This window comes from Streptomyces sp. NPDC002088 (assembly GCF_040296605.1).
Taxonomy (GTDB): Bacteria; Actinomycetota; Actinomycetes; order Streptomycetales; family Streptomycetaceae; genus Streptomyces.
In genome coordinates this window covers 186,430-199,424 of sequence record NZ_JBEOXO010000019.1, presented here as the reverse complement: position 1 = coordinate 199,424, position 12,995 = coordinate 186,430, and the positions used below count along the sequence as shown (strand labels likewise).

The following is a 12,995-nucleotide window of genomic DNA, read 5'->3' as shown; positions in this document are numbered from 1 at the left end:
TCTTCGGGCCCGGGACCTGCCCCTGGGCGGTGTGCCGGAGGTCTTGGTGCCGGGGGTGGGTGGGTCTGCTGGGGGTGGGGCGCCCCTTGCCCGGGGTGGTCTTGGTCTTCGGCCGGTCCGGGCGGGGCGGTGTCTGTTCCGCCTGGCGTTGGCGGCGCAGGCGGCGGGTGGTCTTCTTCGGGCGGCGCGCCAGGGTCACGGTGGCGTCGATGGTGGTGCGGATGGTGCGGGTGTGGGTGGTGCGGTCGGTGGTGGTGTGGGTTTGGGCGAGCAGGCCGCGGGAGACGATCCGGCGGGCGGCGGCATGGTCGCGGTCCATGGACAGCCCGCACCCGGTGCAGTGCGCCCATTTCCAGCCGCGTTCGGCCAGCCGGTCGGGGACCGGATGGTGGGTGAGCTTGCCGAGGCAGCCGGGGCACAGCCTGGAGGTGCCCCGGGCCGGGACGGTGACCACCGCGATACCCGCCCGCGCACCCAGATGCCCGATCGCCTCGGCCACTATGCCGCGTACCTGCCCGGACAGGCGGGCATTACCGCGCCGGTGGCCGCGCGCCTCCAGGGTGGTGAGGTCTTCGAGGTAGAGGACGCTCGCGCCGAGCGCGGTGGCCTGGTCGACGGCCCAGCGGGCCGCCGCCCGGGCCAGCGCATGGTTCAGGTGCCGGATCCGGGCACACACCCGCCCGTGCTCGACCTCCAACACCCGCGCCCGGTCGAGGTGCTCACCCCAGCGAAGGTGCGGGGAGCCCAGCCCGTCCGCGAGGGCCCGGTAGTGATCGCGTTTGGCGGCGAGGTGCTCACGCACGCCGCGCAGCCGGTGCAGGGCGGCACTGACCGTGGTGGCGTCGAAGACCAGCGGCCGCCCGTCGGTGAGAACCCGCCGGGTTGGTCCTTTGCCGGTCAGGCGGCCGAGGACGCCGGTGAGCAGGGTGTTGACGCCCCAGTCGAAGCCGAGTGCCACGGTATGACCGCTCGCCTTGACGGGCGGGGCGCTCCGGGAGTGCGGCAGATCCACCGCGATCCGGCCCTGTGGGGTGGGGCGCAGGGTCGGGGTGTGCAGCACCGCGTCCACCGTGACGGTGCCGGGCAGACGGATGTCGATCACGTGCCAGGCCCAGTCCCGGCCCGAGGCGGGAACCGCGTTCAACGGGAGCTTGACCCGTAGCCGGGCGGTGGTCTCGTCCACCCGCTGAAGGGTGACCTGCTGGCGGTCCATCGCGGCAAGCAGCACCTGCGGAGCCACCTGCGGCGGCCCCTCCAAGGCACACAGCCCGGCGGGCAGGCAACCGTGCTCAACCACGTGGGCGCGGATCTGGCGGGTGCGGTTGCGGATCTCCGCACCGCTCACCCCGGCAGGCAGCAGCCCCCGCAGCGCCGCCCACTCCGCCTCCGAACGCCGACGGGGGTCGGCGGGCCAGGTGGCCAGGACCGCACTCACGATGCTGCGCCGGTGCAGGGCCAGCCGCAGCGTCCTGGCCGCGTACTCCTCCGCACCGCGGCGCACCCGGTCCGACACATACACCCCGGCCGGGGGTGTGACGTCCTGCGGCCAGCCGAGGCGGCGCATCGCCATCCACCCCTTGGACGGCAGCGCCTCACCCCGCTCATCCACCCCGGCGGCCAGCACGTCCAGCGAGGCCTCATCCCACCGGGAAGCCACCAGAGCACCCGTCAGCTCCCGGCTCAACTCCGCCAGAAAACTCACCCGTTCGAACAGCACGCCCTGCCCGACCCGCTCACCACTGCCCTCCAGGACACCACGGAAGGCGGTACAGGTCGCCGTCGCCATCAACCCGGCCACACCCACCACCCCCCTTCGTCCCGGCACGATCCCGGCCAGTCCCCCGCAGCGGCCGCCCCCGGGCACCCGGCACTCCCATCGACCTAACGAACGACCATCACACAAAGACACGGCCTCACGACATCCCGTCGAACGCCCGAGCCCCCCACACTCCGAGAGGCACCGCAACGCACGGGAAACCACGACCGCCGACATCCCACGACGCAGAGAAGGAGCAACACCCCCACTCAAAAACAGCGGAAACCGTCACCAGGCAGGCGGAAACGGGTTACTGAGTCCAAGGAACCATCCCGATGGCGCGAAGCAGCATCACGCCACCCGCTCCAACAGCAGCCGCTGTCCGACCCACTCACCACTGCCCTCGACCACGCCACGGAACGCGGTGCACGATGCCGTCGCCATCAACCGGCCCACACCCACCACCCCTCCCGCACGACCGCGAACCGAACACACACCCCACATCCGATCGACCTAACGACCGACCATCACACAAAGACACGCACCCCGGCGACACCGCCCCATTCACGCAGGAAACCGCAGCCAAACCAGCAACAGTTGAAGACCCTTACCTGGCGCCACCGGCATCCTTATCCTGGCCTCCTACAGCTGGAGGGGGTATGGACCTGGTCACCTGGGCCACGCAGCACAAGGATGTCCTGGGCCTACTCTTCGGGTCCGGGGTTCTCACCACCGCCGTGACCGCGCTCGCTCGCCGCAGGATTCGGCGGCGGCGGCTCAAGCGCGACCGGGCCCGTGGCGTGGACAAGTTCCCTTTTCAAGTGATCACCCGTGAGGCGGATCTGCTGAGCGCCGTGATGCCCGGCCAGGACAACGACCCGCTGGCTCCGTCGGCCATTGTCTACCGGGAACGAACGGCTGCCGACAGCACCCGCGAGGCGCTCGCCGACCTGTTGCTCACCGGTGAGCAACGATGGCTACTACTGCTCGGTAGGACCGGCACGGGCAAGACCCGTGAGGCGGTGGAAGTGGCACGCCTGCTCATGAGGCATGGCTGGACGGTGCTCCACCTGACGAGGGACCACGAGCTCGACGCGCCGGCCACGCCCCCAGAGGCAGCTCCGCCTCGCAAGCTGCTGTTCTTACTCGACGACCTCAACCGGAGAATGATCAGCAGCCGCTTCTACGACGCGGCGGGCGCCGCCGACCCCGACAACCCGCTCCATGTGCCACTGCAGTCGCGGCTGCTGCGTACGCTGAGCCGCTACGAGCAGTTCTACGGCACCGCCGAGGTGCGCGTGTTGGCCACCGCGCGCGATGAGGAGACGCCCGCATCCCCCGGCGAACTCAGCGAATGGGACAAGCTGAACGTCCCCCGCTACCGGGAGCTCTGGGCACGGTTCGAGCCTCTGATACCGCTGCCGGAGCCGGACGACCAGGTGGTTCGCTGCATGCTGGAGGACACCTCGCGAGCTGCCAATGTCCCCGTGAGCGACGCCGAGGCCCTCGCCCGCTCCAACGACCGCACCTTCGGGAACATCGTCGCCAACCTCCAGCGCGCCCGCGCCAATGGGACGGGACTGACTCCCGCCAATTTCCAGGGAACGCTTCAGGGCACGTGGCGCAAGCGCTACGAGGACGCGGTGCAGCACAGTCCGCTCGCGCGCGAGGTGTTCGGGGCTGTGTCCGTGCTACGTGCTTTGGGAGCCCCGCTCACCGTGGACTCGGTGGCGGAACTAGCAGTGCTCATGGGACCCGTCCCGTCCCGGTGGACTCAACCCTTGCCCGTCCAGCGATGGCGTGCCCGGCGCGAAGTGCGGCGTTTGGCCCAGGCCGCAGACATTCTGCGCCCACGTGACGGGCAGATCGAGGCGAGCGGGGAGTGGGAGGTCGAGCCGCACCATGTCGCGGCAGCCACTGCCCACGTCGTCGCGCTCTCCCGGCGCCACCCGGCGACTGCCGGCCCGCACCTGCTCCACGTGGGACGTGCCGCGTTGATGTTGGGCCACTTCGACACCGCGGTCACCGCCTACGCCAGAGCCCTGGAACTGAACTCCGATGACGCCCAGGCCTGGTACGGGCAGGGCAAGGCCTTCGCCGGCGCCGGCGAGTTCGCCCGTGCAGTTGAGTGCTACCGGGGTTCTCTCGACCGTGTCTCGGATTTCTACTGGGCCTGGTACGACCTCGGCACGGCCCAGCTGAAGCTGCGCGAGTTCGAGCAGGCGAGCATCAGCCTGCGCCAGGCACAACGCCTGCGTCCGAGCGACCACAAGGCCTGGATCGCCCGCGCCGCCGCGCTGCGCGACAGCGGGGACGTGATGGGCGCGTACCTCGAATACGAGGCAGCCATCGCGCTGCGCCCCAACGCACCGGCTGCGCTCCGCGGCCGGGACGAGGTGCTGGCGCTTCTGCCTGAACCGCCACCGGAACCTCCGGCGCTGGGAGCGGAACCCGGCGCCGACGACCACGAATCTTGGTTCCGGCGCGGGAATCTGCTGCTCAGCCAGGGCGCGTCTGCCCAAGCCGCTCAGGCCTACCGTGCCGCACTGGCCTCCCATCCGGACCATGCAGACGCCTGGTACGGGCTCGGGCTGGCCTGCATGAACCGGAACGGCCCCGAGGACCCGATCACTTGCTACGAGCGGGCCTTGCGCATAGATCCGTATTTCTACTGGGCGCACTTCGACCTGGGAAACGCCCGTCGGATCGCGGGGGATCATGAAGCCGCCGTCCTTCACTACGACAGGGCCATCGGCTGCCAGCGTGAGTACGCCGACGCGTGGTACGGCAAAGGGCTGTCACTGGCCGGGCTCGGTCGGCACCGCGAGGCCGTACAGCAGTACCTGCAGGCCCTTCAGTTCGAACCCGACTTCCCAGCCATTGCCTACGACCTCGGTAATTCCCTTCGCGAGCTGGGCTATGCCGCGGCTGCTGCCGGGGATCGGGCCGCCGCGGAAAGGTGTTTCACCGAGGGCCTCGCCGCTTACGAGGACGAGATCGCCAAGGGAGAGCACGCCGGAGCCCGGCACGGCCTGGGACTCTGTCAAATCGAGCTGGGCCGTTACGAGGAGGCTGTGGTGAGCATCGACCACGCCATAACGGCGGACCCCGTGGCTGCGTGGTACTGGTACGACAGGGGCCGGGCCCTGTCGGCCGGCGGACAACATGCGGACGCCGTTGACGCCTTCAGCCGCGCGCTCGAATTGCGTTCCCCATATCCGCAGGCCCTGTACGAACTGGCCAGGGCCGAAGCCGGACAGGGACACGTCGGAAAGGCCGTGGAAGCCCTGGCAGCCGGTGCCCTGCTGAGACCTGAGCGGTATCCGGACAAGGCGCTCACCGATCCCGCGTTCGACGCGATCCGCGGGGACCTCAGATTCCGCGGGCTGTTCGAGAACCGTCCCGTCCCACCGGTGCCCGGCGGAGAACCGTGATGGCTGCCGCCTGGTACCCATCATGGTGGTACCCCACCCTGATGCGTCTACGACGACGCGGCAACCGTCTGCATGCAGCCCGCAGCGCCCAACTGCGACGCGTGCGACTCACCGTGCACGGCAGCGGCAATCGGATCGACGTGGCGCCCAAGGCCCGCATCGAGGATGTGCACATCCACATGCGCGGCTCCGGACACCGATTGGTGATCGGTGAGGAGTGCTCCATCATGGGCGGAGAACTGTGGTTCGAGGACTACGGGTGCCTTATCAGTATCGGACGTCGTACCTCCATCCAGTCGGCACATCTCGCAGCCACCGAGCCCGGTTCGGCCATAGAGATCGGCACCGACTGCATGTTCGCGTACGACATTGATGTACGCACCGGTGATTCCCACTCAATCCTGGACCCGGACACCGGGTTGCGGCTCAACCATGCTCAAAACGTGACTATCGGTGATGGTGTGTGGATCGCCGCGCACGTTTCGGTGCTCAAGGGCGCGGTGGTGGGCACCGGCAGTGTCATCGCCACGCGCTCGGTGGTCACTCACGAGGTTCCTCCGCAGGCCCTTGCGGCGGGTGCCCCAGCCGTCGTCATCCGCGCCCCCGTGCGGTGGATCCGGAGTCGGCTGCCCAATCCCCCTGCCCCGCAACCACCCCTGACCGCAGACATGGCTACCTCCTGGTTCGACCGCGCCATGGCCCTGCGCGAGGTGGGAGAGCCCAGTGCAGCGGCCGACGCGTTCCGGACCGCCGCGAGCCTGCGACCCGGCCACGTTGACACCCACTACCATCTGGCTCTCGCGCTTTCCGAGGACGATCGCCAGGTGGAGGCTCTTGCTGAATACGACCTGGCCGTCGCCAAACGCGGCAGCAAGTCGTGGATGTGGTTCGACCGCGGCGTGTGCCTGGCGCGGCTCGGCAGACATCAAGAAGCACTCAGGAGTTTTCACCAGGCGCTGCGGATGCGTCCGGACTACCGGCAGGCATGGTTCGAAACGAGCCGAAGCCATGCGTGCCTGGGGCACCATGAGAAGGCGGTGGACAGTATGGTCAGAGCCGTGCGCCTGCACCCGGACTATCTGGCGCGTGTACGAGACGACGAAGATCTGAAGCCGCTGAGTGAAGATGTACTACGGCAGCTCGGCAGTGACTGAGGGGCATCGATGCCGACGCTGTTCGACGTGAAGGTCCAGGGACACATTCCCAAGGGGTTCGCGCCGTTCGTTTGCGGCAACGTACCCGAACTCGGCTCCGGGCAGCCGCGGAATGCTCCCACGCTGATCCCAGTCGGATCAGGTGGATGGGGGCTGCGGGTGCAGTTGTCCGGAGACTTCGACCCCACCGCGGCAACGCATCAGCTGCGGATCGGGATACGCTCGCTCTCTTCGGAAGACTTCCGACTGGGCGCCCGGATGCTTCCCGCGCCGCAGGGGCTGCGTCTGGACGTGCGCGCGGAGGCCCGGGCTGCCCGTCCAGTCGCCCTGCACTACTACACCTCGTGGCGCCGGGTGCATGTGCGGGTGCGCCACCCCGGTGGCGAGGCCGTGCTGCCTATGACGAAGGACGGAAGTGGGCTGACCCCGGACGAACTCCGCTGGGTCGCGGAAATCCCCGGCGAGCTGTGCGCTGGTGACTGGGGGTTCGTCCTGGAAGGGCCCGCCGGAGAGCGCGACGGACAAGCGACCGCATCGCCTGGCGGGGGCTACCGCCCACGGGGAACCACGGTTCATCTGAGGGCCGGGGAGATCTTCTCCACGCCGCCTCCGCGACAGCGGCGCGATCCTCGGGTGGTGTCGCTCACCGTACCGAGTCCCGAACTGGCCCACGAATTCTTGGTCCACCTGGTGCTGCCCCGGGACTTTGGTGTACGGAGTACCACGTACGGGGTGGTGTTCCTGAATGACGGGCAGAACCAGATCTCGGGACGCGGCCAGTACGGCGGCTGGCACATCGATGCCACGGTGGCGTCGCTGACGCGGTACGGCCGGATGCGCGAGAGCATCCTCGCCGCCGTGGAGATGCATCCGAACCGCAACCGCGCCTACTTGGCACCCGGCGACCGTAACGCCGATCCCGGTCAGGCGGATGTCTACACGAACTTCCTGGCCGACCGGGTCCTGCCGTTGCTGAAGGACCACTACCGGGCAGATTCCAGTGGCGGCACGACGATCATCGGCGCCTCCAACGGCGCGATCCACGGCCTCTACGCTGCGCTGCACCGCCCAGAGTCTTTCACCCGGGTCGGCTGCCTCTCCTACGCGCTGCTGCAACCCGAGGTCAACCGCGCGCGCTTGGCACACCCCGACACCCCATTGCCTGAACGCGTCTACTTGGACTCCGGTACTCGATGGGCACCGGAGGACCGCGCCCAGGATTCCGACGACAACTCCTTGGTCACACACGCCCTGCGGGACGACCTCCTCACACGCGGGCTGGTCCTGGAACGGGACATACGCCACGTCCTCGCATACGGCGACCCGCACAATGAGACCGCTTGGCGGCGAAGAGTGACAGGCTGCCTGGAATTTCTCCTGCCACCCGATTGATCAGGACTGAGCGTAGGGGAACCCCGGTGAGGACAGTTCCACGCCTCCACCGCGCTGGACGACCGTCGACGTGTCGCGGCTGGGGCTGATGCTGGTGGTCGGCCAGCCGAAGCCGGCGAGATCCATTCTCCAGGTGGGCGTCTCGCCTCGACCGCACTCTCCACTCCCACGCCACCGGCTGCCAGGATGAAAGTGCCGTTTACAGAAGTCGCCGGAGTTCTCGTCGCCGCAGCCGTCATGGTCGCCCTGAGCTTGGAGGAGGACAAGGCCGGGCAGCCGACCTGTCGAAGCCTGATCCCGAGGCATCCTCGGATGCGGACTGGCGAGGCGTTCGGCCGGAAACTCGCGCTCGGCGTCGTTCTCGGTCAACTCCGGTGCTTGGCGGTAGGCGATCGCAGCCTCCTGCGAGCGGCCCAGCCGGCGCAGCAGGTCCGCCTTGATCGCCGGTGGGTACTGGTAGTTCGTGAGGCGGCCGTCCTTCTCCGACTCGGCGATCTCTTCCAGCGCCTGCGCCGGGCCGGAGACCATCGACACCGCCACCGTGCGGTTCAACGTCACCACCGGTGGGGGCCACACCACCTGTAGCGCGTCCCCCGGGCGTTCCTCACGGGGACATGCCCTCTTGACGAAGCGCCGTGCCTCCCGGCGGCTCACCGCGTTGAACGTCCGGTCTGACTCGGTGAGTTCGCCGTCCTCGGGCTTCTTGACAGGGTGGCGGCGAGCCGTCCGAGGGCGTCGGCCAGCCCGTGGTCACGGTTCGGAGAACCATCCGGCCTTCTGTCACAGCCCGGCAGGAAGGTCCAGTTCGGCCCAGATGGTCTTGCCGGGCCGGGTATACCGGGTTCCCCAGCGCTGGGTGAGCTGGGCGACCAGAAGCAGGCCGCGTCCGCCCTCGTCGAACTCCCGGGCGCGCCTGAGGTGCGGCGCCGTGCTGCTGTGGTCGCGGACCTCGCAGATGAGGCTGCGGTCGTGGATCAACCGTAGCTGGATGGGCGGCTGGCCGTAGCGGATCGCGTTGGTGACCAGTTCGCTGACCACCAGTTCGGTGACGAATGAGAGTTCCTCCAACCCCCATGCGGTCAGCTGGTCGAGGGCGTTCGTGCGAACCTGGGCGACGGCCGCCGGCTCGCTCAGCACCTCCCAGGTGGCGACCTGATCTGCTGGCAGAGCTCGGGTGCGGGCCAGGAGCAGTGCGATGTCGTCGTCCCGGCGACCAGGGATCTTGGCGGCGTCGAGGATGGCGTCGCAAGCGGCCTGAAGAGAGCTGGCGGGCTGGGCGAGGGCGTGGCGCAGGATGTCGAGCCCTTCCTCGGCATCGCGGTCGCGCCCCTCGATCAGGCCGTCGGTGTAGAGGGCCAGGGTGCTGCCTTCGGGCAGTTCGACCTCGGCTGCTTCGAAGGGGAGGCCGCCCAGGCCGAGCGGCGGGCCGGCGGGGAGGTCGAGGAGGTCCACGGTGCCGTCCGGGCCGGACACCGCGGGTGGGAAATGTCCGGCGCGGGCGAGGGTGCAGCGGCGGGAGACCGGGTCGTAGACCGCGTAGAGGCATGTGGCACCGACGTCGCCGTCGGTCTGGGGCCCTGAGTCGGTGGGGGCTTCTGCGGACAGGCGGATGACGAGGTCGTCCAGGTGGGTGAGCAGTTCGTCGGGTGGGAGATCGATGTCGGACAGGGTGCGCACCGCAGTGCGCAGCCGGCCCATGGCGGCCGAAGCCTGGATGCCGTGGCCGACGACGTCCCCGATGACCAGGGCGACCCGGGCGCCGGAGAGTGGGATGACGTCGAACCAGTCGCCGCCCACCCCTGCCTGAGCGCTGGCGGGCAGGTAACGGGAGGCGACCTCGAGTGCTGTCTGCTCGGCCAGCCGCTGGGGCAACAGGCTCTGTTGGAGGGTCACGGCGGTCGTGCGCTCGCGGGTGTAGCGGCGGGCGTTGTCGATGCAGACAGCCGTTCGGGCGGTGATCTCCTCCGCCAGCAGCAGGTCGTCTTGTTCGAAGGGCTCCGGGCGTCGATGGCGGAGGAAGACGGCCGTTCCCAGGGTGGCACCGCGGGCCCGCACTGGCACCACCATCACCGAATGGGTCCCCACGTCGCGGAGCCGGGCGGCCTGGACCGGTTCGTGATCGGCCCATCGAACGAGGGCAGGATCGGTCATCAGGTACGCGGCCGGCCGGGCGGCCAACCACTCGGCAGCAGAGGAGGACGCGGCATGGGTGATGGTCTCTCCCAGCCCGACCGCGGACTCAGGCACGCCCTGAAGGATGGACTGCCGGGCAGTACGGCGCATGGTGACCGAGCCCGTCACCGGGCCAGGCGGCGGCTCCCCGCCGGCGTCGATACTGGTCAGCAGATCGACGCTGGCAAAATCCGCAAGCCGGGGAACGACCAGGTCGGCCAGCTGCTGCGCGCAGACGGTCATGTCCAGGCTGGTGCCGATGCGGCTACCCGCCTCGTTGAGGAGCAACAGCCGCTGCCGGGCCTCGTACTGCTCGGTGGTGTCCTGCGCCGCGAAGGACACCGCGCACAAGCGGCCGGCCGGGTCCTTCAGCGGGGCGAGATGGATCGCCCACGCATGCTGACGGCTCTCGCCCGGAACGCGCAGGTAGACCTCAAGGAACTGCCGCTCCCCCGTTGCCACCACGCGGCGCATGGCGTGCTCGATCCTCTCGCACTCCGGGTGCGGTACCGCCTCCGGCACGCGCATCCCGCGCAGCTGATCCCCGGTGAGGGCGACCGCGCGCTCCTCGTCGGCGTTGGTCCGCACAAACCGCAGATCCGTGTCGAAGATCGCCAAAATGCACGGCGACTGGTCGAAGCACCACTGCACCGGAATGCCGTCCCCCGGCAGGCGCGGCCCCCGGGCCGTGCCCCACACAAGGAGCCAGTCGGACCCGTTCTGCGCCACCCGACGATGCGCGAGCAGCTCACCCTCCACACGGCGACCGTCCCGGTGCCGCACCGCCACCCGTCCGCTCCAGCTCTGCCGCCCGACGAGGGACTCCCGGACAGCCTGGACATCCTCAGCCAGAAGCTCGGCAACCGGCCGCCCTACGACATCCTCAGGCCGGTAACCGAGCAACCGCCGGGCCCCCTCACTCCACCCGGTCACCAGGCCCTGCTCATCGGTCGTGGCCGTGACGACGTCCGCCGCATCGAAAGGACGATCAGCGGGCAGATCTTTGGAAGTGATGCCGTCTCCCGTCATGGCAACTCCTACGCAGCAGATCTTTCCCTGACAGGGATACCCGCGCCTGGGCATAAGCAGCGCAGCGCCACGGCCAACGCGATTGCGGGTGCCGATAAATCATCCGCCCAGGCCACAGCTTGATCGTCGGTACGGCTCACGGAGGCGTACGCGCGTGCCCCGCTGGCGGCCGAGCCGGCTCGACACGCTTATCCGCGATAGAACGCGATAGAAGATGTGACGACGACGTTGCGGGCACCCCTGGAGGCGCTCGCCGCAGCCGCGCCGGAGTGGATGCGCACGATCATGGATCCGGCGTGACAGGAACGCTGCGAGTCGCGCACGGCCTCCACCAGACAGAACTCCGTCAGCGTCGTCAGGATGCGTTAGGCGATGATGCGATGGACTCCGAGGCGATCCGCGACCTCCAGCGTGTGCACCGCCGTGGCACCAGGTGGGGCAGTTGACCGCTCCTCCGACGGCACCCTTCGGCCGGGCCGTCGGCATGCTCGGCCCCAACCGCGAACGGCCACCACGAGACAGGCGCCGAGGGAGGAAGGGCAAACCGTCCGCGGCCGGATCTGCGGAACGACCGCGCGACCGGGGCGACGGGCCCCGGTGGCCCGGAGGTCATGCACCCCTCAGAGAAAGTCAAGGCTTTGACAGTCTACCCTTTGCCTTTATGGTGAGGTGTCTGCCCACACCACGCCCCCACTCTGAACGAAGGCGAGGAATCCATGGCCCCGTCGGACCACGACGCCGCACTCCCGGACCCCTGGGAGGCAGTCGCACAGGGGCATCTGCCGCCCCGCACTCAGGCCCTTCTGGCGCGGGACGCCTGCGCCCACGCCCACGGGATCATCGTCGAAGAGGCCGGCGACGGGCACTCGCGGCTGTCCATGACCGTGCGGCCCGACATGCTCAACAGTCACGGAATCTGCCACGGCGGGATCATCTTCCTGCTCGCCGACACCGCGCTCGCCTATGCCGCGAACGCGGGAGAGACGCCGGCCGTCTCCACAGGGGCACAGGTTCACTACCTCGCACCTGCCCGCCCCGGGGACACTTTGAGCGCCACATGCCGGGCAGTGCACCAGGGCCCCAAGAGCGGCTTGTACGACGTCGCCGTGACCCACCAGGACGGCGACGTGATCGCGACCTTCCGGGGCCAGAGTCTGCATACGAAGAACGTCGTACCGCCGCAGGGTGCCCAGTCCCCGGAAACCGCGGCCGCCCGCCCCCGCGGCTGAGGCGGGGGCAGGGCCGCTCGGTACTCTGCACTGCATCAAGGATCTACGGCGAGCAGGAAGCAGCGAGGCGAACGGTGACAGACGACGGGTCGGCGGACACCACTCCCGTAGCCGCCTCCGAGGTCCAGGGGCCCGAGTTCAGTGATGTCGCCCTGGAACTCACCCGGCGGGAACTTCCGGACATCGACGGCATGGCCTTCCACCTGGGCATGCTCCTGCTGCGCACCGCCAACACCCACAGCCAGCACTCCGAGCGCCTCGTCCACCGTCCGCACGGGTTCAGCCACACCGGCTTCCGGATCCTGTACATCGTGTGGATCTTCCGACAGGCGGAGGCCCGGGACATCGCGCGCCTGGCGGGCATGAGCCGTCAGGCCGCTTCCAGTGTCCTGGCGACGCTGGAAGCCGATGGCCTGGTGATCCGAGAACGCCTGTCGAGCACCGACCGACGCCTGGTGACGGTACGGCTGAGCGAGGCCGGCCACACCGCCATCAAGGACGCGTTCGCACGCCAGAACCAGCTCGAGCGGGACTGGTTCGCGGACTTGACCGAGGCCGAGCAGGCCACCTTGAAGGACCTGCTGACCAAGGTGGCCGGCGGGATCGCCAAGTCGGCGAAGAAGACCCAGGGCTGACGTCGCCCACCAGCAGCGCCGGCGGGCCGTACACACCCGGAATCCTGTCAAGCCATTGACAATCAAGCCGTAGCGTTGTTCATTTAACGCACTGGAAACATCTCATAGCGCACACACGCCGCCGGAACGCCGCCACCGGCCCTCGCCGCAGCCGAGCGGCCCGCTCCTGCGATGGCACTCACCGGAAGTCGATC

At 69.0% G+C, this 12,995-nt stretch carries 8 protein-coding genes; 5 read left to right on the top strand and 3 right to left on the bottom strand.

The features are described from left to right. Positions 1-1,798, bottom strand: a 1,798-nt coding sequence (locus tag ABT114_RS33760; RefSeq protein WP_351146721.1) for a zinc ribbon domain-containing protein, incomplete at its 3' end; no start/stop codon positions are given. A gap of 617 nt (positions 1,799-2,415) precedes the next feature. Between ABT114_RS33760 and ABT114_RS33755 the strand changes: the two genes are divergently transcribed. The 3 genes from ABT114_RS33755 (at position 2,416) to ABT114_RS33745 (ending at position 7,736) form a co-directional block, all read left to right on the top strand. Next, positions 2,416-5,190: a tetratricopeptide repeat protein gene (locus tag ABT114_RS33755; RefSeq protein WP_351146720.1), complete on the top strand. Its 2,775-nt coding sequence runs from the start codon at positions 2,416-2,418 to the stop codon at positions 5,188-5,190. Positions 5,191-5,291: 101 nt separating this feature from the next. Beyond that, a complete protein-coding gene (locus tag ABT114_RS33750; RefSeq protein WP_351146719.1) occupies positions 5,292-6,344 on the top strand; it encodes a tetratricopeptide repeat protein in 1,053 nt (350 codons plus the stop codon). Positions 6,345-6,353: 9 nt separating this feature from the next. Continuing rightward, positions 6,354-7,736 carry an alpha/beta hydrolase gene (locus tag ABT114_RS33745; protein WP_351146718.1) on the top strand — a complete coding sequence of 461 codons (1,383 nt, stop codon included), beginning with the start codon at positions 6,354-6,356 and terminating at the stop codon, positions 7,734-7,736. Here the strand turns inward: ABT114_RS33745 and ABT114_RS33740 are convergent, their stop codons facing one another. Beyond that, entirely contained in the window at positions 7,737-8,288 is a 552-nt protein-coding gene (locus ABT114_RS33740; protein ID WP_351146717.1) for a hypothetical protein, read from the bottom strand. A gap of 228 nt (positions 8,289-8,516) precedes the next feature. After that, on the bottom strand, positions 8,517-10,937 hold the full coding sequence (locus tag ABT114_RS33735) for a SpoIIE family protein phosphatase (RefSeq protein WP_502988432.1): 2,421 nt from the start codon (positions 10,935-10,937) through the stop codon (positions 8,517-8,519). Between the two features lie 716 nt (positions 10,938-11,653). Between ABT114_RS33735 and paaI the strand changes: the two genes are divergently transcribed. Both paaI and ABT114_RS33725 read left to right on the top strand, forming a co-directional pair. Continuing rightward, complete coding sequence (gene paaI, locus ABT114_RS33730) at positions 11,654-12,166, top strand: hydroxyphenylacetyl-CoA thioesterase PaaI (protein ID WP_351146716.1); 513 nt, start codon at positions 11,654-11,656, stop codon at positions 12,164-12,166. A 74-nt stretch (positions 12,167-12,240) separates the two neighbouring features. Then, a complete protein-coding gene (locus tag ABT114_RS33725) occupies positions 12,241-12,801 on the top strand; it encodes a MarR family winged helix-turn-helix transcriptional regulator (protein WP_351146715.1) in 561 nt (186 codons plus the stop codon). Positions 12,802-12,995 lie beyond the last annotated feature (194 nt).